At 42.8% G+C, this 23,992-nt stretch carries 17 protein-coding genes; 8 read left to right on the top strand and 9 right to left on the bottom strand.

Annotated elements, in window-relative coordinates:
* The first annotated feature begins 7 nt into the window (after positions 1–7).
* The 4 genes from lpxD to CXF60_RS10965 all read left to right on the top strand — a co-directional run bounded on the left by lpxD (position 8) and on the right by CXF60_RS10965 (position 4,221).
* Complete coding sequence (gene lpxD / locus CXF60_RS10980) at positions 8–1,024, top strand: UDP-3-O-(3-hydroxymyristoyl)glucosamine N-acyltransferase (protein WP_102091967.1); 1,017 nt, start codon at positions 8–10, stop codon at positions 1,022–1,024.
* Positions 1,025–1,076: 52 nt separating this feature from the next.
* Positions 1,077–1,613, top strand: coding sequence for a 3-hydroxyacyl-ACP dehydratase FabZ (fabZ, locus tag CXF60_RS10975; RefSeq protein ID WP_102091966.1), 537 nt, complete (start codon positions 1,077–1,079; stop codon positions 1,611–1,613).
* Between the two features lie 173 nt (positions 1,614–1,786).
* Positions 1,787–2,566, top strand: a complete 780-nt coding sequence (gene lpxA / locus CXF60_RS10970) for an acyl-ACP--UDP-N-acetylglucosamine O-acyltransferase (protein WP_057759135.1) — start codon at positions 1,787–1,789, stop codon at positions 2,564–2,566.
* Between the two features lie 302 nt (positions 2,567–2,868).
* Positions 2,869–4,221, top strand: coding sequence for a sodium-dependent transporter (locus tag CXF60_RS10965; protein WP_102091965.1), 1,353 nt, complete (start codon positions 2,869–2,871; stop codon positions 4,219–4,221).
* 125 nt (positions 4,222–4,346) lie between these two features.
* Here the strand turns inward: CXF60_RS10965 and tgt are convergent, their stop codons facing one another.
* A complete protein-coding gene (gene tgt, locus CXF60_RS10960; protein WP_102091964.1) occupies positions 4,347–5,498 on the bottom strand; it encodes a tRNA guanosine(34) transglycosylase Tgt in 1,152 nt (383 codons plus the stop codon).
* A 320-nt stretch (positions 5,499–5,818) separates the two neighbouring features.
* On the opposite strand from tgt, the gene CXF60_RS10955 reads away from it, so the two are divergent.
* The gene (locus CXF60_RS10955) at positions 5,819–6,412 is read left to right on the top strand and encodes an SOUL family heme-binding protein (protein WP_228707114.1); all 594 of its coding nucleotides are present in this window, start codon (positions 5,819–5,821) and stop codon (positions 6,410–6,412) included.
* A gap of 64 nt (positions 6,413–6,476) precedes the next feature.
* Here CXF60_RS10955 and asd read toward each other — a convergent pair whose 3' ends face one another.
* Complete coding sequence (gene asd, locus CXF60_RS10950) at positions 6,477–7,610, bottom strand: aspartate-semialdehyde dehydrogenase (protein ID WP_102091962.1); 1,134 nt, start codon at positions 7,608–7,610, stop codon at positions 6,477–6,479.
* Positions 7,611–8,049: 439 nt separating this feature from the next.
* On the opposite strand from asd, the gene CXF60_RS10945 reads away from it, so the two are divergent.
* Positions 8,050–9,180, top strand: coding sequence for an endonuclease/exonuclease/phosphatase family protein (locus CXF60_RS10945; RefSeq protein WP_102091961.1), 1,131 nt, complete (start codon positions 8,050–8,052; stop codon positions 9,178–9,180).
* Between the two features lie 480 nt (positions 9,181–9,660).
* On the opposite strand, the gene CXF60_RS10940 is transcribed toward CXF60_RS10945, so the two are convergent.
* Together CXF60_RS10940 and CXF60_RS10935 are read right to left on the bottom strand one after the other, a co-directional pair.
* Entirely contained in the window at positions 9,661–11,046 is a 1,386-nt protein-coding gene (locus tag CXF60_RS10940; RefSeq protein WP_102091960.1) for a peptidylprolyl isomerase, read from the bottom strand.
* Positions 11,047–11,202: 156 nt separating this feature from the next.
* Positions 11,203–14,286, bottom strand: a complete 3,084-nt coding sequence (locus CXF60_RS10935) for an LPS-assembly protein LptD (RefSeq protein WP_102091959.1) — start codon at positions 14,284–14,286, stop codon at positions 11,203–11,205.
* A gap of 381 nt (positions 14,287–14,667) precedes the next feature.
* Between CXF60_RS10935 and CXF60_RS10930 the strand changes: the two genes are divergently transcribed.
* Both CXF60_RS10930 and murU read left to right on the top strand, forming a co-directional pair.
* Complete coding sequence (locus CXF60_RS10930; protein ID WP_228707112.1) at positions 14,668–15,771, top strand: aminoglycoside phosphotransferase family protein; 1,104 nt, start codon at positions 14,668–14,670, stop codon at positions 15,769–15,771.
* A gap of 46 nt (positions 15,772–15,817) precedes the next feature.
* Entirely contained in the window at positions 15,818–16,555 is a 738-nt protein-coding gene (gene murU, locus CXF60_RS10925) for an N-acetylmuramate alpha-1-phosphate uridylyltransferase MurU (protein WP_102091957.1), read from the top strand.
* Between the two features lie 182 nt (positions 16,556–16,737).
* On the opposite strand, the gene CXF60_RS10920 is transcribed toward murU, so the two are convergent.
* The 5 genes from CXF60_RS10920 to CXF60_RS10900 form a co-directional block, all read right to left on the bottom strand.
* The gene (locus CXF60_RS10920; protein WP_101206161.1) at positions 16,738–16,854 is read right to left on the bottom strand and encodes a DUF2474 domain-containing protein; all 117 of its coding nucleotides are present in this window, start codon (positions 16,852–16,854) and stop codon (positions 16,738–16,740) included.
* A 95-nt stretch (positions 16,855–16,949) separates the two neighbouring features.
* Positions 16,950–17,966 (bottom strand): cytochrome d ubiquinol oxidase subunit II, encoded by a 1,017-nt coding sequence (gene cydB / locus CXF60_RS10915; protein ID WP_057759155.1) that lies wholly within the window; start codon positions 17,964–17,966, stop codon positions 16,950–16,952.
* Complete coding sequence (locus CXF60_RS10910) at positions 17,966–19,462, bottom strand: cytochrome ubiquinol oxidase subunit I (RefSeq protein ID WP_102091956.1); 1,497 nt, start codon at positions 19,460–19,462, stop codon at positions 17,966–17,968. Before CXF60_RS10910 ends, cydB begins: the two co-directional genes overlap by 1 nt.
* Positions 19,463–19,917: 455 nt before the next feature.
* Positions 19,918–22,395 (bottom strand): esterase/lipase family protein, encoded by a 2,478-nt coding sequence (locus CXF60_RS10905; RefSeq protein ID WP_228707111.1) that lies wholly within the window; start codon positions 22,393–22,395, stop codon positions 19,918–19,920.
* Positions 22,396–22,690: 295 nt separating this feature from the next.
* Positions 22,691–23,815, bottom strand: coding sequence for a tetratricopeptide repeat protein (locus CXF60_RS10900; RefSeq protein WP_102091955.1), 1,125 nt, complete (start codon positions 23,813–23,815; stop codon positions 22,691–22,693).
* Positions 23,816–23,992 lie beyond the last annotated feature (177 nt).

The raw sequence follows: 23,992 nt of genomic DNA, 5'->3' as shown, positions 1-23,992 counted from the left end.
AGTCATTATGATAACGATTGAGCAACTCATTACTCGAATTGAGCAGCGTCAGCCTATTATTAATAAGGCTGAGATTAACACTGAGCAATTGTGTCAACCATTCAGTAGCGTCGGTAGTTTGACGACGGCCAATCAGCAGCAGTTGAGCTTTTTGGCAGATCCTCACTATATCTCTAGCTTGGCTAGCAGTGACGCCGGTGCTGTGTTGGTGACGGAAGCATATCGTGACCAAGTGCCTACCTCAGCGATAGCGCTAGTCGTCTCAAATCCATATTTGGCTTATGCCAGTGCCAGTCAGCTGTTTGCACGTCATTCTTTATCTAACGGGATTCATCCTAGTGCTGTGATTGCAGACAGTGCTGTTATTGGCGAGCAAGTCAATATCGGCCCTTTTTGTGTGATTGGTGACAATGTGCAAATAGGGGCACGTAGCTCACTCGATGCTCATGTCGTGGTTGAAGCCAATACCAGTATTGGCACCGATTGTGTGATTAAGTCGCAAGTCGTTGTCGGGCCTGAGTGTGTCATTGGCAATCACGTTAGATTGCATGCAGGGGTAAGTATCGGATCTGAAGGGTTCGGGTTTGCGCCTACTAAAGATCCTAGTAACACAGGTTGGGAGCGTATTGCCCAGTTAGGCCGTGTCATTATTGGTAATCATGTAAGAGTTGGTAGCCAGACGTGTATCGATCGTGGCGCTATCGATGATACTGTTATTGGTAATCACGTGATTATTGATAATTTGGTACAAGTTGCCCATAACGTCCGTATCGGTGACGGCACTGCTATTGCTGCTCAAACGGGTATTGCGGGTAGTACTACGATAGGTAAGCGCTGTATAATAGGCGGCGCTGTCGGTATCACAGGGCATATCGAGATTACAGACGATGTTGTTTTGTCTGGCATGACCATGGTAACCAAATCCATTAAAACCGCTGGCTCATATTCATCTGGTACTGCTGCAATGCCAACTGCTAATTGGCGACGTGCTGCTGTACGTTTTCGTCAGCTAGGCAATAACTAATGCAAACACAAACAAATAATAGATATTCAAAACACAGCAAGGAAGCGTCATTATGAGCAATAACAATATAGATATCCCAACTGATGAAGAAGTTAAAAGCTTGGCTGAGCAAGGTCTTACGCTACCGTTAACGTATCATACGATTAAGCATTATTTACCGCATCGCTATCCTTTTATGCTGGTAGATCGTATTGTAGCTTGTACGCCAGGTGAGTGTATTACTGGTATCAAAAACGTGACTATTAATGAAGAGTTTTTTAACGGCCACTTTCCTGATGAGCCGATTATGCCAGGGGTATTGATGGTGGAGTCAATGGCACAGGTGTCAGGGGTTCTCGGTTTTATCAGTGCAGGACTGACAGCAGAAGACGGTTACCTCTATCTATTTGCAGGTGTGGATAAAGTCCGTTTTAAACGCCGTGTGATTCCTGGTGATCAGCTTATCATTCGTGCAAAGACCGTGATGCAAAGACACGGTATCTATAAATTTGATTGTACTGTTCATGTCGAAGATGAACTGGCTGCTAGTGCTCAAATCATGATTGCACGTCAAGAGCAGCAAAAACCTGCTAACACGAAGGGTGCTTAAGTTTTCAATAAGCCATACTGTACAAAGAGCGATATTGAAATCGCTCACTATCACTGCAATAAACAGCTATATGTAAACTCAACAACATAACTGGTATTAGCTTCGTTAGTAACACTGAAATAGCGATACTTTTTTATTATTTACTCGCATCAAATGATACAAGGGCCCATCTTATGAGTCAGATTCATCCTACAGCACTCATCTCACCGTCCGCGCAGATTGACGAGACTGCTATCATCGGGCCCTATTGTATCGTTGGTGATGAAGTATCAATTGGTGCGCATACGGTTTTGCATAGACATGTCGTTGTGACTAAACTGACTCGTATTGGCCAACACAATGAGTTTTATCAATTTGCGAGTATTGGTGAAGATCCTCAAGACTTGAAATATGCAGGTGAGCGCACTTGGCTTGAAATCGGCGATCACAATACGATTCGTGAAGCCTGTAGCTTACACCGTGGTACAGCGCAAGACGGCGAGCTGACTAAAATCGGCAGTCATAATCTACTGATGGTAAACACCCATGTCGCACATGATTGTGTCATTGGCGATCATAACGTACTGGCTAACAATGTCGGTGTAGCGGGGCATGTGACTATTGGCGACCATACCATCATCGGTGGTAACTCAGGCATACATCAGTTTTGTACAGTAGATGACTATAGCTTGATTGGTGGAGCAAGCCTCATTCTAAAAGATGTGGCTGCATTTACGATGGTATCTGGCAATCCAGCAAAGGCTCATGGACTCAATATCGAAGGTATGCGCCGTAAAGGTTGGTCAAAAGAAACCATTAATGTATTACGTCAAGCGTACCGTACGATTTTCAGATCAGGTTTGACCACTGCACAAGCGTTGGAAGTCTTACATAGTGAACTATTGGCTAAAGAGCCAAAAATTCAGCTACTTATTGATTCATTACAAAATAGCAGTCGCGGTGTTGTGCGCTAAAGAAAGCATAACTCGATTAATGATGAGTTCGATACTTTTAATCAGCTAAATTCTTGTGGGATGAAGGCGAATTACGTAGAAGCCATAACTATTTGTTATGGCTTTTTATATTTATGAGCACTTGACTTTTTTGGTCGCTTAGCAGAAACTGAGCGTTTACAATATTGTAATCAATTCTTTCTTAATGTTGCTGGGCGTTTCACATAGAAGCGTTTACTAAATAATCCAATGGTAAAGCCGACTATTTATGTTGATCAAGGAAGATTATCAGTAACGTTAATTGAAGCACGAGGACGGAAAAAATGGCTATCAATAAACAAGAACATGCCCAATGGAGCTCAAGCTTTGGCTTCGTATTGGCAGCAGTAGGCTCAGCAGTTGGTTTAGGAAACATATGGAAATTTCCATACATGGTTGGCGAAAGCGGTGGTTCAGCTTTCGTTATTGCCTATTTGTTCTGTATCGCGCTGGTCGGTTTTCCGATATTAGTTGCTGAATGGTTAATTGGTCGACGTGGTCAAAAAAACCCAGTCAATACTTTTTCAGACGTAGCAGCGACTGAAGGTAAGTCACGTAGTTGGGGCATCGTTGGTGCTACTGGTATCTTAGGTGGCTTCTTAATTCTATCGTTCTATAGTGTGATCGGTGGTTGGGCGCTTAACTATATCACTAAAGTAGCAACAGGTAGTTTTGCTGGTCAAGACAGTGATTCTGTTGCTGCAACCTTTGATGCTATGCTTGCATCAGCTGGTACATTGACGATCTGGCATACGGTATTTATGATTTTAACCGCTGTCATCGTTGGTATTGGTGTGACAAGTGGTATCGAAAAAACAGCTAAGATTTTGATGCCATTATTGGGTGTGATTCTGTTCGTTATCGTCGGTTATAACATGATGAACGGTGGGTTTGGTGAAGCAGTTGCTTACCTATTTACGCCAGATCTTAGCAAACTAACGGCTGATGTTATGCTTGCAGCATTAGGTCATGCCTTCTTCACCCTATCAATTGGTATGGGTATCATGGTCGCTTATGGCTCGTACTTGGGCCGTGAAGTGAACTTACTAAAAACAGCACGTACTGTTGTTATTTTAGATACGGTTATTGCGTTGGCTGCTGGTCTTGCTATCTTCCCAATCATCTTTAGCAATGGTCTAGATCCTGCATCAGGTCCTGGTCTTATCTTTGTAAGCTTGCCAATTGCTTTTGGTAGCATGGGTGCAGGTACTATCATTGGTGCATTGTTCTTCTTACTTATTACCTTTGCTGCTATCACCTCATCTATCTCGTTACTTGAGCCAACCGTTGAGTTGTTAGAAGAGCGTACGTCGATGAGTCGTACTGTATCGACTATCGTGGCAAGTACAGTAATCTGGTTGTTAGGTATTGCAGCATTGCTATCGTTCAACCTATGGTCTGACTTTACTATCATGGGTAATGGTATCTTTGATGCATTAGATAAGCTTACTAGTAAGTTCCTACTGCCTCTAACAGGTCTGGCTGCAATTGTATTTGTTGGTTGGAAAATGGATCAACGTAACATTCAGCAAGAGCTTGGTTTATCTAATGGTACATGGCAGCTGTGGCAAATCGTTGCGAAATTCATCGCGCCAATCGCTGTTATTGTAGTATTTGTGACGTCATTGATGGGATAGTAGTCAAAGGACACTATTCGAATCATTAAATGATAAAAGCAGCATAGAAAAAGGGCTTAAGATTATTCTTAAGCCCTTTTTTATTTCAACAGATATCGTTATACGGTCGTGAATGTTAAACAGGATTAACGCAAGTTTAACTCAGGAACTGTTTGACTGCGTTTGGCATAAAACTCGCTGACAAACTCATCAAATTTGTCTTGCTCGATAGCATCTCTGATACCTTGCATCAAATGTTGGTAATAGCGTAAATTATGAATGGTCGCTAACTGAGCACCTAGCATCTCTTTGCACTTATTAAGATGGTACAGATAAGCACGGCTAAAGTTCTGGCAAGTATAGCAGTCACATTCAGGATCTAGTGGGCCTTCATCATTGCGATATTGGCTATTACGAATACGTACCACGCCAGCATTGTCTGCATCGCCCGTCACAAAGTAATGGCCATTACGCGCGTTACGCGTTGGCATCACACAGTCGAACATATCCACGCCGCGGCGTACACCTTCAACTAAATCCTCAGGCTTACCAACACCCATAAGGTAGCGTGGCTTATCTGCTGGCATATCGTCAGGCAGGTAGTCTAGGACATCTATCATCTCTTCTTTAGGCTCGCCAACCGAAAGACCACCAATAGCATAACCATCGAAGCCAATCTCTAACAGACCTTCAAGTGATTGCTGACGCAAATCAGGATACATGCTGCCTTGTACGATACCGAATAATGCGTTGGTACTGCCCAGTCTGTTGTGCTCATCGATACAGCGCTGTCCCCAACGTAGCGATAGCTCTAACGACTTTTTCGCTTCATCATGAGTGGCTGGATAAGGCGTACACTCATCGAACTGCATGACGATGTCTGAGTTCAAGCTGTACTGAATTTGCATAGATTTTTCTGGTGAGAGAAATACCTTTGCGCCATCGATAGGAGATTTAAAATTGACGCCTTCTTCGGTGATTTTACGCATTGCGCCGAGGCTAAATACTTGGAAACCGCCTGAATCGGTCAAGATAGGCTTGTCCCAATGCATAAACTTATGTAAGCCACCGAATTTATCAATGACTTCAGTACCCGGACGTAACCAGAGATGGAAGGTATTGCCCAAAATAATATCAGCACCGATGGCTTCGATATCACGTGGAAGCATGCCTTTGACCGTACCATAAGTACCAACAGGCATAAAAGCAGGCGTTTGCACGTCGCCATGATTGAGATGAACCGTACCACGGCGTGCACGCGTTGCACCGCTGGCCGTTTTATGTAAGACAAATTGCATATGATAACCGCTATTTAAGCTATGAAAATGGCGCTAATTATAGCATTGTTAGCGGTTTTTTTGGACATGGATATTTAGTGGTATCGATACATAGTTAATATGTTCTTTAGGGATTTTATTTGACATCCCTTTTTCATAACCAAAAATACAGATAGCACGCCAAAAGACACAGACAGTGCTAGAGGTCTATTGATACAGTAGAAGTTATACAGGTGAGGTAATAATCATTGCCACACCATGCTTTTAGATGCTGGAGACATGACATGAAAAAGACAGCTTACTTATTATTGAGTGGTTTATTATTGATATCAGGAGGGGCTATGGCTACTGAAGAGCCGAAATATACGGTGTTGACCCAAGTAGATGACTTTGAGCTGCGTCGTTATGATGAGCAGCTAGTAGCGCAAACGTGGGTGAGTGGTGACCAAGACTCAGCAAGTCGTGAAGGGTTTAAGGTTTTAGCGGACTATAATTTTGGTAATAACACAGCACCATATGGAGACAGTAGTAAAATCAGTATGACGGCACCTGTCACGATGCAAGCTAATAACAAAGAAAGTGATAATGAGCCACAAAAAATTGCCATGACAGCACCAGTCAGTATGCAACAAGACGATGGTAAGTGGCGCGTGCAATTTACGATGCCTAGTAAATATACAATGCAAACGTTGCCTAAACCAAATAATTCAAACGTTGAGATTATAGAAGTACCTGCACAGACGTACGGTGTGATTAAGTTCTCTTGGCTCGCAGGAGAAGATAAAGTAGCGGAAAAAACCGAAGCGCTGCAAACATGGATGCAAGACCAGAATTTGACGCCTACAGGCGAGCCTGAATTGGCACGTTATAACCCGCCTTGGACGCTACCATTCTTACGTCGCAATGAGGTAATGATTGCGTACCAACCTGAATAATAATCAGCCCATAAAAAAAGACAGCAATCGCTGTCTTTTTTGTGCTTCATTTAAGGTATCTGAGTTAGACGTTTTGCTCACGGATGATATTAAGCATGCGACGTAATGGTTCTGCTGCACCCCACAACAATTGATCACCAACGGTAAATGCACCTAGATACTCAGGGCCCATATTAAGCTTACGTAAGCGACCTAGGGCAACAGTTAAGGTGCCAGTCACTGCTACTGGCGTTAGGCGGTTCATGGTAGCTTCTTTGTCATCTTCGACCAAGTCCAACCATTCGTTACCACTGTTTTTGAGTGCAGCTTCGATTTCTTCTAGCGGAATGTCTTTTTTTAGCTTGATCGTTAGGCCTTGCGCATGACAACGCATAGCGCCGACGCGTACACACATACCATCAATAGGAATCGTACTGGTTTCATCATTACCCAAGATCTTATTGGTCTCGACGCCGCCTTTCCATTCCTCTTTTGACTGTTTGTTTTCTAGCTGCACATCAATATAAGGAATCAAGCTACCTGCCAGTGGTACACCGAAGTATTGTGTAGGGAAGTCTGCTGAACGCTGAGTTTGAGCGATTTTTTTATCAATCTCAAGAATAGCACTAGCTGGGTCAGCCAATTCGTCTTGAACGGCATCACGTAACACACCCATACCGTTGATGAGTTCGCGCATGTTGTTTGCGCCAGAGCCACTAGCAGCTTGATACGTCATCGCGCTGACCCATTCGACCCAACCTTTATTAAACAGCTCACCGATAGCCATTAGCATCAATGATACGGTACAGTTACCACCGATAAAGTCTTTTTTGCCGTTGGCTAGGGCACTATCAATAACGTTACGGTTGACTGGATCAAGAACGATGATGCTGTCATCTTTCATACGTAAGGTACTTGCCGCATCAACCCAATAGCCGTTCCAACCACTATCACGCAATGGTTGATGGACTTTTGACGTATAGTCACCACCTTGGCAAGTAATAACGACATTACAAGCAGCAAGTGCGTCAATATCATGAGCGTCTTTTAGTTGGCCGGTTTCAATACCATCGAATTTTGGTGCATCACCACCAGCATTACTGGTAGAAAAAAACACGGGTGTGATACCGTTGAAGTCATTTTCTTCCTGCATACGTTGTATCAATACTGACCCTACCATACCGCGCCAGCCTACCAAACCTACTGTTAAATCACTCATGAAGTTCAATCCTATTTACAATTATTTGTTGCATCGTCAACCGATAACAATGCCGTGAATGGCGCGAAAAAGCAAGGCGTTTTGGCTATTATTTGGTCGTTTTCTATACACTATTAACTATGTCGACTATAACTTTAAGTTATTACTATTGAAGAGATACTTGGCTATCTGACGACCTCAAAAATATAATGTTTAATAAAGCACTCATTATATTGAATGAGCCAATATTGTAACGTTTTATGATAGTTGTCGCATAATTGAGACTCACCAGTAGGCGAGAATCTTCTGAAGTGCTAAAGTAAGTCTCAAACACAATTACTCGACGTCAGTTATTTGATGTCAGGCGGGTTACAAACACGATATTTCTTATCAAACAAAAGCTTAACCAATATACATCATCGGCTCTATCGACACTTTAATCAACGGTTAGTACCTACTTATGGATCTCTCACTATTATATTACGCCTTACAAGGTCTAGCAGGATTCATCGCCTTTGTCACAATCTGGGGCTGGTTGCCGCTAGATAACTGGTGGGTGCGTGGTGTTGAGTTTCCACGTATTCAAATAATGGTGCTTGGTATTATCGCTTGGTTTGGCATGTTAGTGTTTTTCTCAGAGTGGGAGTTATGGCAGTGGATATTGTTTGTTGTATTGAGCGGTACGTTAGCATTTCAGCTGAGAATGGTACTGCCATATACTAAGCTGTGGAAAAAAGAAGTTCAAAAGGCAAAAGATAAGCCAGAAGGGCAAGCGCATCAAATAAAAATCATGGTATCAAACGTATTGACGCCCAATGACGAAACGCAAAAGCTGGTTGATTTGGTTAAGCAAAAGCAGCCGGATATCTTAATTACATTAGAGAGTGATAAGAAATGGGAGCAAGCCTTACAGCAAGTCGAGTCTGACTATCCCTACACCGTGAAAGTGCCACTAGATAATCTATATGGTATGCACTTGTATTCTAAGCTTGAGCTAATTGATCCTGAAGTTAAGTATTTGATGATAGATGATATACCGTCTATTCATACACAGTTGCGTTTGCAAGGAGGCCGCGTCATTTGGTTATATTGCTTACATCCCATGCCGCCTAGCCCAACTGAAGCTGATAAGTCCACCACACGTGATGCTGAGCTGCTCATGGTAGGTAAACACATTAAAGAAAACGACCAAACGGCGATACTGGCAGGTGATCTCAATGATGTCGCTTGGTCAAAAACCACACGTCGTTTCCAACGTATCTCTGGCCTGCTAGATCCTCGCATTGGTCGACATTTTATTAATACCTTTCATGTTAAATATCCATTTCTGCGTTGGGCTCTAGACCATATATTTCATAGTGCCTGTTTTACGGTAGTTGATATTCAGCGTATGCCATCCGTAGGATCTGATCATTTTCCTGTGATGACTACCTTGCAATATGAGCCAGAAGAGGCAAGTAAGCAAGAAGGCAATGCGCCTACTGCACAAGCAGAAGATATCCAAGAGACTGATAATAAAATCGAAGAAGGCAAGAAAGAAGGCGAAAAAGTGTCAGAAGAGCACAGACAAGAGCAGCGCAGTTTTGGTTAATAAAAGAGGCTGTTTATTAACGGTAATACATAGAGATAATGTAAGCATATGCTTACGCAAAATAGAGTCTTTAGCTTCTATCGGCACCAAATTCATTGGCCTATAATACATCCATCAACACAAGGATACGCATGGATGTAGTGTTGAGACAGTATCAATAAAAGCACAGGTCAGCCCGCTGTCTTATATTGATACCGTTAAATGACTTAGGATGAGTCAGCACGGAAGAGAGATAATAACAATAACACGAAGTATTGAAACCCTGAACCAATCGCCCTAGGTTCGGGGTTTTTCTTTGCATATAGATTTTGGTTTATCTAGATTTAAACTATTTAACTTTGGGATTTTCTCATCAAAGCTTCCAGTTAAATATCTAACTGCGCGAAACAAAGAAGGGTATATGCAATGGCATATACCCTTCTTTGTTTAAATCGTTTCAATATTCTAGCTAACTTAATACTATTAGCTTATTACAACACATTAGCCAAGTATCTGAATATAAGCGCCAGCACGTAGCTCTTGTAACCAGTCTTCTTGAGCTTGTGGTGCCAGGCGTTGATACAATGCTTGACGTGCCATATTGCGACGATATTGCTCGCTAATATCTTGATCGCGCTTACCGTCGACTTTTAGGATATGCCAACCAAATTGCGTCTTAAATGGTGCAGAGTAGTCGCCAACAGCCGTATTCTTCATTGTGGCTTCAAATGGACCAACCATATCTTCTTCGCTAACCCAATCAAGATCACCGCCACGTCCAGCAGAACCTGGATCGTCTGAATACGTTGAGGCTAAACTAGCAAAGTCAGCGCCGCCACGAAGCTGCTCGTATAGATCATTGATTTTTTGTTCAGCAAGCGCGTCAGTCTGTAGATCATCGACTTTGACTAGGATATGGCGAGTATGCCACTGTGGTATCAGCATCGTATTGCTGGCTTTTTTATCAGCAAGTTTGATGATGTCAATCCCTTCAGGAGTCAATAATGGCTCGCTTACAGTACCAACGTCTAGCTTGGTAATTTTGCTAGACAGCTCTGTTGGTAAAGAAGCGGCCTTGTGAAAGCCCATATCTCCACCTTGCAATGGAATCGGATAGCTTCCTTGGCTAGCAGCAACGGCTTCAGCGACGTTGACATTTGGCTCAAGCAAACGCGTGCGTAATGCTTGCGCGACTTTTAATGCTTCTTCACGTTGAGCGGCCGATAGGCGACTATAGTCATCTATATAAGGCACACGTACGTGAATGGTTTGATATTCGCTTTGATTCAGACGTTTGGCTTCAGGTGAGGCCAAAAATGCATCAATATCTTGCTCGCTAATACGTACTCGGCGAGTAATTTGACGCTGCTGTAGCGCTTGGATAGAAGCCTCTTCGATCAATTTGGCACGTAGATTGGCATAACTACCAGGTTGTGCTGCATCTAGACGTTGCTGCAATGCTGCGATGCTATTAAGGCCTTCAGCTTGAGCGATTTGACCAAGACGTTGATTGATCTCTGCTTCATCAGCAGACAGTCCCGCGCGTTTGACCATAGACAGTTGTAGTTCACGCAAAATAAGCGCGTTTAGCACTTCAGACTGTAGTTGTGCTGAGTTTGCGATAGGCTCTCCAGCAGCTTTTGCACGTGCTTGAGTTTGCTCGATAGCATCAACCAGTTCGCTTTTTAAGATAGCATTTTCATTGACTAGGGCAATAATACCGTCTGTGCTATTGGCTGGCGTCAAGCGATCAACTGAGCTTTGCGCAGCAGAAGCTTGAGCTGCTGCAGGTTTGACAGTAGCAGCGTTGGCACTTAGCGTAAGCGTAAGGCCTGCCATAGATAGCAATACTGCTCTGCTAGTCTGACGTAAAGAAAAAAATCTCATGATGCTCCTCATCAATGTCATTGCATCGGATGGTAGTCGGTCAACTCTATCCAATACTCTTAATAATAAAATATTCGACAGCGTTTCCCATAATAGGGATTCAAATAGTGTCTTATAAATATTTACGTAAATAATTCTAATCTAGCAAAAAACTGGTTAGTCTTTCCATGCCGTCTGTACAGGTTCAAAGCCCAAAATCTTATCAGCAAGCAATCGTGTCAAGCGGCTACTACCGCTGCCAAGACCATTTAATCTAACTTCTGCCATAATAGCTTGTGTTGGCTCGTCTTTTACGTTTAGGTCATTGTAATAGCGGCGACCATAAACAGCAAAGCCGAAACAGCAGTCTTCATAATCAACGCCAATGAGTGAATCAAGCATTCTGTCGCTGTTCAGGTCATATTGACCTTGAGCCAATATTCGCCAGCTGTTATTGATAGGGAAAACAGCGGAAGCTGTAAACGCGGATAGTGGCAACTGCTCGGTATTGTCATCACGCTGACGTTTGACATAGCCCACATTAAATAAACTATTATTTGATGGTTGATAACGTAGTTCAGTCGTAATGTAGTTCAAATCATAATTACTGGTTAGGGCACCGCTAACATCAACCCAAAAATTATTATAAGGCTGAGTGCTGGTTTCCCATACCATACCTGAAGAAGACGAGGTAAAAACGGGCTGATCGTCATCAAGTGTTACACGTCCATCATCTAGATAGAATTGTTCTGCAATGCTACCATCAAAACGTGTCACACCCGTTGCATCGATGTAACGATAATTGACGCCAGGCGTAATAGAATGCAAATCCTGCAAACGATCATGACCTAAAAACCAACTGTCTGAAAATAGCTGCTCATAGTTAATAGAGGCAATACGCGTATTAAAGTTAGGAATGTCGTTTTGGTTTTTATACGGTGAATACGTATATTTTACGCGTGGACTAAGTAAACGATAGCCGCCCATCGTATCGTCAAACGCACCAAATGGTGAGCCCGCTTGATAGAAGTGTAGACCTGCATCGATACTGGCTTGCGGAACAAACACCGATTGACTGCCATCTTCTTCACTGAGTTGGTTCGCGATTAAGCTATCTTCATCATATGACGTATATAGATGCTGCAAGCTAAGCTTAGGTTTGATATAACCCCAAGAGGTTTCCATCGGATAAGTAGCACTCAATTTATTGTAAATACGTGCACCACTTTTTTCGTTTTCAGAGCCATCATCAATAGATTTTTTAAAGTATGCAGAATCATGAATACCAGTGATATCGAAGCGCTCAGCCCAAGGCAGGCGATAATTTAATTTGAGCTGTGGCAAGCGTGAGTACGGTTTGTCTTTGTCTTCTAATGCTTCACCACTATCAGTAAATGCATTTAGAGTCTGGAAAGTTTCTACTTTTAGTTCACCATCGACATAATCATTGTAGTAATTGACGCGGGCACGACGTGGCAAGTTTATGGTGCTGTCCGATAGTCCCAATGTATCAAAATCATTAAGGTAATCGGCATCCGATACATAGTTATATTCGGCATCAGCACTTAATCGTGGAATGCTTTTCGACGACCAAGTGTGGTCATAAAACAAGCTGGTACGATCTTCGTCGTCATACTCTTTATCATTTGGTAAGTATGAACCGTTTAAAATACCTTCCCCATAACTCTCAGTCAGATAACGGAACTCACCTGATAGCATAGGGTTACGGTCAGTATAAATATGCGTGTTAAGGGTGGCATCGTAGTTAGGTGCTAAGTTGAAATAATAAGGAATATCAACTTCAAGACCGCTTTCACTGCTGACACTGGCACTTGGTAATAAAAATCCACTACTACGGCGACTGTCTATCGGGAAATTAAAGTAGGGGAGATAAAATACGGGTATGTCAGCAACACGGAAAGTGGTGTTATACGCTTCGCCGCGCCCTGTATCGGTATTTAGATCGATACTTTTGGCTTCAAACTGCCATTTGCGATTGGTAGGTGGACAGGTACTAAACATAACCTGATCCAGCTCGTATTCACTCTCGTTAGGTTTGTTTAAGCGTTTGGCATAGCCGTGCGCTTGTAGACCGACACTGGCAAACGCCACATCATTGGCCGTTGATTGACCAGTCTCAGTATTGTAATTCAAGCTGTCTGCAACGCCAATTAGGCCGCCTTGTGCCGCTCTATCATTAAAGCTGGCTTGGCCGTTATTCGTAGCTGCATTGTTTGTAGAGACGTTGCTTGTACGCTGTCCAGTCGCATTATCTGTAAACATGACTTTGCCTTGAGCAGCTGCAACGCCATTGCTCAAGTCAATCATGACTTTTTCTGCTTCGATATGCTGAGTGCCTTGGTCAATTTTTACATTGCCTGAGAGCTCAGCGTAATTCACGTTATTGTAATAACCGTAATCAGACTCGGTAAATAAAGGGGCTTGATTGTTCGGAACGCTAGCCACATTTGGTGCTGGTTGTCCGTTTGCCGTACCAGCTTCGTTTACAGCGCGTTGATAATTGGGGTTACTCTGCGGATATACCCATTGACCTTCACAGCGCTGGGCACTGTCCACGGCATTTGGCAACAGACGCAAATCTCTACCGACCTTTGGAATCGTCTGTGCAGCAGGCATCGCATTATTATGAGTATTGTTCGCTTCAGTGCTGATAGCCTCATTGTTTAATGTTGAAGCATCGGTATCTGGCGTTAGCTCATAAAACTCTGCTAAGCGCATTAGACTGGCTTGAATACTCTCATCATTAAGATCTAGCTTGCCATTGTCAGTTGTTATCGCTTTAGGAACAAAGGCACTGCTATCTGGTGTATCAATGCTTGCTTGGTTGTTAGTTTCTGTATTTAAATTAGCAGTATTAGAAACTTCGTTGCTAAAAGCTTCAGAGTCAGCAGCCTCATTAATATCTGTGATATCTAGGTCATTGTTCTCAGAGAATCTGCTATCTAACGCAGTATCATTTAATAAAGTAGCGTTGTTCGTATTAGCAGAATTAGCATCGTCTGGATAGCTATCATTTAGAATATCTGCTTCTTGATAGCCCTCATTACTTTGAGTACGACTAATACTATTGGCGTCAGTCGCCACACTATTAGACGCATAGCTGCCTGTACTGTCCGTAGTGAGTGGTTCAGTTTTTTGCGTATTGGCATCACCAATGGCAGCACTGACAGTTAGGCTAGATAAACCTAAGGCACCAAATAAGATCAAGCGGATGCTTTGGTAAAGCGGAGAATATAACAAGGGCACACCTATGATTGCAGAGCTTATTGGATTGCATGACTGAGTTTAGTAGCGGTATCACCGAACGACATAAAGCAGTGAACGAGCGACTAAAATATGACTAATGTATTCTCAAAAATTTGGATGTTTTACATATAATGACGACTAATCATAGTCAAAAAAAACCAAATCAGCTACACTATTTACCAAAATTTATAATATAGCCATGCTGATTTTTAAGTAGCGATAGCGATTCTATCTGACATTAAGTATCGAATGATATAGCAATACGTTTGTGGCAGCTTGTATAGCACCGCCGCATATCGCTATTTTAGCAAGTATTTGTCAGACTTATCACTACTTTAATTATTTATGACTTATATTTAACCAGCGATGCCCAATATGACTGACAAAACGACTTTAGAGACTGATATGATCGATGAAAATAACAATCGCCAACAGCAATTAGAACAATGGTTACAGCAAGTATTTTTAGATCAAACATTTAGTCTAGATAGCTTACCTGGTGACGCTAGTGCCCGCCGATATCATCGTATCGAACTATCAGAGACAGACAATAGTGCCAATAAACATTATATCGTCATGGACTCCGCTGACGAGCAAGATGCGATGCTGCAGTTTATCAATGTCGCTAAGCTGATGGCACCTGCTGTCAACGTGCCGACTCTGACTGCACAAAATGTAGAAAAAGGATTTTTGGTATTACAAGATTTTGGCACAGTAGAGTTTGCCCATTTGCTTGTCGATGCCACCTCAGACCAAATCAATGACTACTATCAGCTAGCAATGCAGACATTAGTCGCGCTACAAACGGTACCAGTAGAAACGGCAAAGTCGCAACATCAGCTGCCAGATTATGACACAGCACTATTAGACCGTGAGATGGATTTATTTAGCGAATGGTTTATGCCTTATATTGGTGTCGCGCTAAATGAGCAGGTTTGGGGAAACCTAAAAACAGCATTAATGAATGAGATTTTGCGACAGCCACAAGTGGTGGTCCATCGTGATTATCACAGCCGCAACCTTATGCAAGATCAAGCAGACCAATCAAAGTTGGGCGTGATTGATTTTCAAGATGCCGTCATTGGCTCGTATGCTTATGATTTAGTGTCGTTAGTCCGCGATGCTTATGTTGAATGGCCAGAGAGCCAAATAGCTGCATGGATTGATGACTTTTGGCAGATACAAAAACAAAAATCACTAACCACTGCTGACAGCGCGGTGCAGTTTGAAAACGATGTGAATGTCATAGGCGTACAACGTCATCTAAAGGTATTAGGGATTTTTATTCGTTTGTCTGAACGCGATGGCAAGGACCGCTATTTGGCGGATATCCCTAAAGTTATGCGCGATTTGATTATTGAATTAAACTGGCTTGCCGAATATGGCAATGATGAACTAAAGCAATCAATTATATCGTTTAATCAATGGCTACAAGAGGCAGTGCTACCTGCTTATAAAGAGAAGTTTGCTTCAGCGTAGATGATGCTCAGCTAAATTAATTTAAATAATAAAGATAGGAGCGCAGATGTCTACCTCTACGATTACACAAGCCATGATTTTGGCAGCGGGCAAGGGCACACGCCTACGTCCATTAACGCTTGAGACGCCCAAGCCTTTGGTTAAAGTCGCAGGTCAACCGCTTATAGTTTGGCATATTAGAGCACTACAAGCAGCAGGCGTTACTGATATCACGGTCAATGCCTCATGGTTAGCGGACAAGCTAATGGACGCCTTAGGGGACGGTTCACAATATGGCGTAAAGCTGCATTGGTCAGTCGAAGACGATGAACCACTTGAAACTGCAGGTGGCATTTTTCAGGCATTACAATCAGGTAAACTAAAGGATGAGCCATTTATTCTGGTCAATTCTGACGTTTGGACTACTTATGATTTCTCTCGATTAACAGACTATACATTGGGAGCGGATCAGCACGCGCATTTGTTATTGATTGATAATCCAGAACACAATAATGGCGGCGATTTCGCCATCAATAACGGTCTTGCTAGTGAGCAGCCGGTGGGCGATGCAGATAAGTATACCTTTGCGGGTATTAGCGTAATGTCACCCAAATTGGTAGAAGGTCTGGTGTCAGGACAGCCTGCTGCATTAGCACCACTACTAAAGCAAGCAATGATAAAGTTTCAGATTACCGCTGAAGTGACGACAGATAATTGGATAGACGTGGGGACCCCAGAGCGTCTGACACAGGTTAATGAGTTTATCGAACAGCATGATATCGAGCATGCAGGTAAACTAAGCTGATAAATTTAAGATAAATAAAAAGCAGCGTCGATTATTCAACGCTACTTTTTTTATGCATATAGAATTATTTTTTACGACATGTCTAAAAGGTATATTGGTAAGACAAAAATGCAAGTTTAGCATCTAGCAAGCTATTTATTAGCTAACTAACTAGCACTCAATCGTATGATTAGGCGATTACGCTAAACACCCATGGCTAGTTTAATTAGCTGAGCAATGGTAAACACCACTAAAAACCCTGCTAAATATAGACCCACGAACCATGCCCATTGCGATTGTTTTTTACTGAACTTTTTCATAGAGATCTCCTGATTAGCGTATGAAGTGTGACTACCATCTATAAACGATTATAGCCATCCTTTTTAGCTGATCCGTTGCCCGCCGCGATTAGCGACTAATACATCGGATTGTGATCAGATTTACCTTTGAAGGTATAGTAAGCAAATGCCGTATAGCTCAAGATAATCGGCAACATGATACAGGCGCCAATCAGCATGAATGATAACGAAGTATCGGCAGCAGCAGCTTCATAAATCGTCATTTGATACGGTACGATATAAGGGAACAGGGCGAAACAAACCCCAATATAACCCATTAAAAATAAGGCAACCGTTAGTAAAAATGGACGATACTCACGCTCAGTTTTCAAATCTTTACGCATGATAAAGAATAAAAGCATGACAATGATAGGCATAGGAGCAAGATACAATAAATCTGGGAAACTAAACCATCCCTCTAACGCATCGATGTCTGAGAAGTACATAAACGCTGTGACCACAACCATCGCCACTAGTAATGCAGTAAGCATCCATCTAGAAACTTGGCGCGCCCATACTTGTAATGTGTGTTCTGTTTTTATGATAAGCCACGTAGAGCCAAGTAAGGCATAGCCGATAATCATGGCAAATCCGCACACAATCGAGAATGGTGTGAGCCAATCAAATGGCCCGCCCGTGTACAAGCGATTGCTTGCCTCTAATCCTTGCACCAATGCCCCAAGCATAATGCCTTGAGAGAAAGTGGCAACGACTGAGCCGACAAAGAAAAAGGTATCCCACACATGCCGACGTGAAGAGGATTTAAAGCGAAATTCAAACGCCACACCGCGCATGATAAGACCGAACAACATGGCAGTCACCGGTAAATAAAGACCTGTCATGATAATGCCATAAGCAACAGGGAATGCTGCGAATAGACCACCACCGCCTAGCACTAGCCACGTCTCGTTACCGTCCCAAAATGGGGCGATAGAGTTCATCATGCGGCTACGGTTTTTATCTGATCCTGCAAATGGGAACAAGATACCGCAGCCCAAATCAAAGCCATCAAGCAGTACATAGACAAAGACAGACAAAGCAATTAAACCGCCCCAAATAAGAGGTAAATCTAATACATCACCGAAGTTAAACATTAGCGTAATCCTCCATCATCGACATCATTTGCAGGCTCATCTAAGCCTTCTTCAGTACCTTTGGCAGGATTAATATCACCACTTAATGCGCGGCCTTGGCTCTCAGTTACTGAATGCTCGTAGAAATTATCTTCTGCAGGATCTGTATAAGGTTTCGGCCCTTGAGCAATTAAGCGCAAGATATAAAAACTGCCTGCACCAAAGACAAATATGTATAGCACGATGAAGCCAATCAATGTCGTCGCTACTTGCTGTGCTGCAAGCGGAGACATACTTTCAGCAGTACGAATAACCCCATAAACTGTCCAAGGCTGACGTCCTGTCTCGGTTACGAACCAACCTGATAATAAAGCGATAAAACCAAGCGGAGTCATCATCATCCAAGCACGGTGGAACCATACACTGTCAGTATTGAACTGCTGTTTTTTGAAGTATTTGTATAGACTGAATAGGCCAACCAGTACCATAAGCATGCCAATACCAACCATGATACGAAACGCCCAAAACACAATAATGACAGGTGGTTGATCTTCAGGCGCCCAGTTTTTGAGCCCTTTAACTTCACCATCTAACGAATGGGTTAAGATTAAACCGGTCACATAAGGAATTTTTACTTCGTACTTATTGGTCTGATTTTCTTGGTCAGGAATCGCGAATAAACGTAGTGCGGCACCGCGCTCATCTTCCCAGAGCCCTTCCATCGCAGCTACTTTAGCAGGTTGATGCTCAAGGGTATTTAGACCATGCTCATCACCAATCAATACCTGCGCAGGCGCAACGAAGATGGCCATAATCATCGCCATACCTAGCATCACACGACCATGCGCGCGGTGCTCGACGTGCTTTTTGGATTGAATATAATATGCGCCGATACCACCAATGACAAAGGCAGTGGTTAGAAAGGCTGCGGTCATCATATGAGCGTAGCGGTAAGGGAATGAAGGGTTGAAGATAATTTCAAGCCAGTCGGTAGGATAGAGCAGGCCATCTGCACCCATCATAAAACCTTGAGGAGTCTGCATAAAGCTGTTGGCGGCCAATATCCAAAAACCTGAAATCAAGGTACCAATAGCAACGATGGCGGTTGAAGCAAAATGCATGCGTTTGCTCACGCGGCCCCACCCAAATAGCATAATACCTAAGAAGGACGCTTCTAAGAAGAACGCTGTCAATACTTCGTAGGCGAGTAATGGGCCTAAAACGTTACCGGCTTTATCAGAGAACACTGCCCAGTTGGTACCGAACTGGTAGGACATCACCACGCCTGATACCACGCCTAAACCAAAGACGACAGCAAATATTTTGACCCAATGCTTGTAGACTTCAGCATAGATAGGTTCACCAGTTCTCAACCAGCGGAATTCAAGCACCGCAAGCCAGCTGGCAAGTCCGATAGAAAAGGCAGGGAAGACGATATGAAACGAGATAACAAAAGCGAATTGGATACGCGCAAGCATCAGCGCATCGAGCTGGTCAATCATAAATGTAGCGAACATAAACGGTTACTCTCATCTGTTAGCTGAATAGCGCTGACTTCCATACAACGCTCAAGTAACTGTCCGTAACTATCCATCGATCAAGGTGACAATGATTACGGGCAATGGCTCTTAGTGATACAAAATCTTAGCAACATTAGGTATAAATTGTGGCTAATTTTGCGATTCACTGTTTAGCTGAATTGAATAATTTATGTCCTTATAAATTTACATATTACTGTCATGTGCTATAGATATATTATGCGCTCACCTAGATATACACGCAAGCAACCCAATCTGTCAGTTGCAGACCTAAGAGTCATCAAAATAACATAATTCAAACATTGAAAAATAAAATTAATATTATTAAAAACAAAGTAGTACGCGTGAACATACTGCTTATTTGAAACCTAGAACTAATATTTAAAGGTTACGATTTATACGCCAAAAACCTCGTGAAATAACAAAAATCTACATCATTCTTGTAGCTGCTTGTGCAAAATTCTTCGCAACGTCAAAATGGTCTGTGGATTGGTCTGGATACTATGACCACCATTGATAATTGTCTCAGATGCGGCACCATCGAGATGGGCACTATTATAAGGAACGATACCATCTGATAAACGCTCAGTCAGTGCTTGACTGATATCATCATTGACCGTTACAGCAGCAACAAGCGGCTCAGGTGGTAGCTGTGATGTCTCAGTATTATCGCTCACATCAACGCTCGCCGTTTCATTTCCAGCATTGTCTTCTACCGCTTGCGACAAATCAATTTTGGCACCATTTGGTTGTGTTTGTGCCAACCCTTTAGTGATATCGGCATCGTTATTGGCAATGATTGAATGATAAGTGATACGCTCATTAATAGTGATGTCTTTGGTTAACTCTATAAAAGAAGACTTATCACTTAACTGGCTGGCACCATTCTGCAAATACAATGCTCCTAGTGGGTTTTGCGCCAAATCGCCTTGTGTGGCAATAGTCGCTAAGTTATCCGTGAATGTCTTGACCAGACCTACAGGTAAGTAAACGATGCGGCGTAGTGCACGGGTAAACCAACGATCTGCATAATCGGTACCACGGAAAGGTGCAGATAGAAAAACAGCAGTGTCTACTTGCGGCAACGCCTGTAGCTCAAAACGCTCCTTTAATTCATCTTCGCCAAAAGAAGTCTTGAGCGCGTTACGGATTTGCTGTTTCTCATTGCTAGAGAGGATGTCTTTGTCGTTAAGTTTATCTAAATCATCGACTAAATTTTCATCAGATAGCATCATGCGAGCGATAATGGCACCCATACTATGACTGATAATCACACTGTTTTGACTGGCACGATTTTGTCCATTGGGATCAGTCTGCTGGTAGGTGCTGTTGATTAACTGCTGAATCTGATAACGATTTTCTAAAATAGGCAGATTGGTTGGATAAAATATTTGCCAAACTTGGTAATTATCACGCAGCTTGTCATCATTAAGAATATCGTTGGTCAGATTGACCCAAGTGGCCGGACTAGAGGCTAGCCCATGCAACATAATCAATACGCGCTTATCAGGATCATAAGGCTCAAGCATGAAGAGTTTGGGCAGCTGAGCGTCTGGCTGGCGAGTAATTAAGTTTAAATAACCCACACCATCTAACTGATTTTCTGATAGCCATAAGCCATATCCCGCCGAAAAGTTGGCTGCCAGTGGGTAGTCATCATTGAGAATATCGACGGATTCGGTTTGGTACGGATTGTATAAATGAATATCAAGCTTACGACTGCCTAGCGCATCTAATACGCTATCGCCATCTGGCTTAATCAATCCAGTTAGTAAAAGATGTCCCGTCGGATAAATACGAGAGCTTGGCTCGCTATCGTCGGTGTTTTTATTCTCATTTGTTAGTCGACCAGATAAGGAGGCGACCAGTAACTGACGGATTGTGGTGGTATAGCGATCATCCAATGACGCTACCAAACTGATGCCCAAACCAGGGCGCTTACTCACGGAATTGAGACCGGAGAGTCGTAGCTCATAAGTGGATGATAAGTCTGCCAAAGCGGAAGCTTGTTTATGAGCGTTTTGCAGATAGTTGTTTTCGTTGGGCAAATAAATATCAAGGTTATAGTCATTTACGGTCACTTTCATGACTTTGACTTGGTCTGTCGCTTTGCCCTTTAGTGGAGGTCGATTGGCAATCGCTGCTTCATCCGTGTTGTCACGCTTGGTAGAGGTTATTGGCAAATACTCTACTGTCGTATCACCCATCAATTTATTGGCGTTTTCAGTCGATTGATAAATTTGAGTAATAACGTCATTGCTAGCAGCGTTATAAATATCTTGGGTTTGGATATCATTGTCATTCGGAATACGGTTTTGCGCACGATGGCTATTGCTATTTTGCTCTGCACCTTCAAAGTCATGGGTCAAACTGTCATAAAACAGATAGGTGTAGCTGTATTTGACGGCATCAAACAACCTTGCTTGATAATCGGTTAAGCACAGGTCAGTCTCTTTTTGCTGCGTTTTGGCGTCATCATCACTTAAAGGCGCATTGGCGTAATACGGATCAAGTGGCGGGCGTGCCAGTGCATTACGACAGTTTTTCGAATCAGATAGTTGACGCGCTTTTGCATAGTGCAGTTCTGCAAAAATAGCCAAAGCAGGGCGATAGTGCCTGTTAAGCATACTGTCAGAGAGCTGAGTCAAGCATAAGTCAAATTGCTGCATACAGGCTTGCTCATTCAGTCCTGCTGATAATAAAGCAGATGCTGTGTCGCTGCTTAGCGCATTGTCAGTGACGATATTGCCGCGCTGCGCTGAGATAGTCTTGGCCGAGGCTTGTTTATCGACCGTCACTGTACTACACGCTGGTAGCAATACTGTTGCCGCCAAAAGCATAAGTGAAGTAATGGGCAGGTTTTTTTTATTAGTATGCATTACTGTCTGTTTGCTAAAGCCAGCGAAAGTCATAAGTCAGTCCAATAAACGGTAGTTATGAGAATATCAATAATGAAAGTAGCAGTTGATAATGAGTGTAGCGCAACTTTTGGCGTTAGACTATTCATTTGCAGTTCTACAAAGGTGTGTTTTAAAACGAAAGGGTTTCTGCTAGTCGAAAAAAACGCTTTTGTCTTATATATAAAACAAAAGCGCTTGGTATGTGAAGCTTAGATTATTTATTAAAGATTTATCTATTGAGGGTCTTATTAAACAAATATCTTATGAATCAACCCCTCAATAGCTAATCTCAACAAGTACAGAATATCTATGCACCTGGTTTTACACTGATGTCAGGGGCAGGAATATCCCAAATGTAGAACTTACCTTCTTCAACGAGTTTGATTTGTTGAGGAATGACAGTGTTGTTAGGGTATTGCCCTTCAAGACGACGTAAGCGTTCTAACGCATTAGCACGGCGGTCACTAAGTAAATCTGACTGTGCTAAGCTTTGTTCTGCTTCGGTGTACCCTAAAGCGACAGCTCGGTCTAGATATTTTTGACCTTCTTTGAAGCCGCCACCTTCTGATAGCATCATGCCGTATAGGAAGTTAGCCTCACCACTATCAGGTTGCAGCTTGATAGCGCGATCGACATACTGACCACCACGTACCGTGTAGTCTGAACCCAAATCTAGATTGCGACCCATGCCGTTTAGCTTAGCAGCACGAAGCAACACATCATAAGAAGCATTTGGCGACTTAGCATATGGCTCGATCCAATCAGCTAATACTTTGATTTTCTCACGTGTGTAATGGCGCTGTGAGCGGTTAGGGAAGTTTGGTGGATAGTGACGCGCGTTAGGGGATACGTCAGCGATGAAGTCATCTAATAAACTGACATCAAGCTTATCAGTACCTAGCCCTTTTTGTTGTGGAATTAGTACAGTTTTGACAAAGCTCATATCTGATAATTGTACTTGCGGTGTAGGAATATTCGGAAGTTGTCCGCTACGCAAGTCGATACCGGTAGCTGTCATTGGACCAGGCTCGTAAACGCGAGTAGTGCCGTTCATGACAGGTGCAGCAGCAGGCGACATCATTTGCGGTGTTTGAGGCTGAGCAGTGCTAACAGAGGCATTGTTTTGCAGAGTGCCGCTTAGTTGCATGTTAGTTGTTTGCGCATTAGTCGGCTGGCTGTTGCTTGTAGGTGTTGCTGGCAAGCTTGTTTGTGCGGCATTGGCTTGAGCAGGACTGATAGTTGCATTAGGACGAGCAAGACGAATCACACGTTTGCTTGAGTCCATCGCACTAGGTACAGCTGTTGCAGTGGCATCAGTTTCTGCTGCATTCACAGGTGCAGATAATAGCATGGCACAGGTTGCAGCCATGACGGTCAACGTTGCAAACTTTGGTGACTTAATAGAGTGGCTACTAGAGAGAATCGCTTTCATAAAAATCGTTACCTTGTTTAATTTATTTGGTTGTTATTCATTGATTGGACGGTAATATAAATAGCGTATTGCTGCAAAATCGTACAAATTTTTAATACCGTAGCAAATTAAGCTTTACGCTATCTGTGGTAGGATTGTTAATCGCTAGAATTAAGCAAACTTACGTAAATCTGTGCA

The organism is Psychrobacter sp. 4Bb (genome assembly GCF_002836735.1).
Lineage (GTDB): Bacteria > Pseudomonadota > Gammaproteobacteria > Pseudomonadales > Moraxellaceae > Psychrobacter.
The sequence above is the reverse complement of the archived record's forward strand: the minus strand, read 5'-3'. Positions and strand labels throughout refer to the sequence as shown.

Excerpts from the sequence above, each read along its gene's own strand:
- CXF60_RS10965 (WP_102091965.1), top strand. The coding sequence starts at position 2,869 with ATGGCTATCAATAAACAAGAACATGCCCAATGGAGCTCAAGCTTTGGC.
- CXF60_RS10945 (WP_102091961.1), top strand. The coding sequence starts at position 8,050 with ATGGATCTCTCACTATTATATTACGCCTTACAAGGTCTAGCAGGATTC.
- CXF60_RS10940 (WP_102091960.1), bottom strand. The coding sequence starts at position 11,046 with ATGAGATTTTTTTCTTTACGTCAGACTAGCAGAGCAGTATTGCTATCT.
- CXF60_RS10920 (WP_101206161.1), bottom strand. The coding sequence starts at position 16,854 with ATGAAAAAGTTCAGTAAAAAACAATCGCAATGGGCATGGTTCGTGGGT.
- tgt (WP_102091964.1), bottom strand. The coding sequence starts at position 5,498 with ATGCAATTTGTCTTACATAAAACGGCCAGCGGTGCAACGCGTGCACGC.
- CXF60_RS10930 (WP_228707112.1), top strand. The coding sequence starts at position 14,668 with ATGACTGACAAAACGACTTTAGAGACTGATATGATCGATGAAAATAAC.
- fabZ (WP_102091966.1), top strand. The coding sequence starts at position 1,077 with ATGAGCAATAACAATATAGATATCCCAACTGATGAAGAAGTTAAAAGC.
- murU (WP_102091957.1), top strand. The coding sequence starts at position 15,818 with ATGTCTACCTCTACGATTACACAAGCCATGATTTTGGCAGCGGGCAAG.
- cydB (WP_057759155.1), bottom strand. The coding sequence starts at position 17,966 with ATGTTTAACTTCGGTGATGTATTAGATTTACCTCTTATTTGGGGCGGT.
- lpxD (WP_102091967.1), top strand. The coding sequence starts at position 8 with ATGATAACGATTGAGCAACTCATTACTCGAATTGAGCAGCGTCAGCCT.
- CXF60_RS10905 (WP_228707111.1), bottom strand. The coding sequence starts at position 22,395 with ATGACTTTCGCTGGCTTTAGCAAACAGACAGTAATGCATACTAATAAA.
- lpxA (WP_057759135.1), top strand. The coding sequence starts at position 1,787 with ATGAGTCAGATTCATCCTACAGCACTCATCTCACCGTCCGCGCAGATT.
- CXF60_RS10955 (WP_228707114.1), top strand. The coding sequence starts at position 5,819 with ATGGCTACTGAAGAGCCGAAATATACGGTGTTGACCCAAGTAGATGAC.
- CXF60_RS10910 (WP_102091956.1), bottom strand. The coding sequence starts at position 19,462 with ATGTTCGCTACATTTATGATTGACCAGCTCGATGCGCTGATGCTTGCG.
- CXF60_RS10900 (WP_102091955.1), bottom strand. The coding sequence starts at position 23,815 with ATGAAAGCGATTCTCTCTAGTAGCCACTCTATTAAGTCACCAAAGTTT.
- asd (WP_102091962.1), bottom strand. The coding sequence starts at position 7,610 with ATGAGTGATTTAACAGTAGGTTTGGTAGGCTGGCGCGGTATGGTAGGG.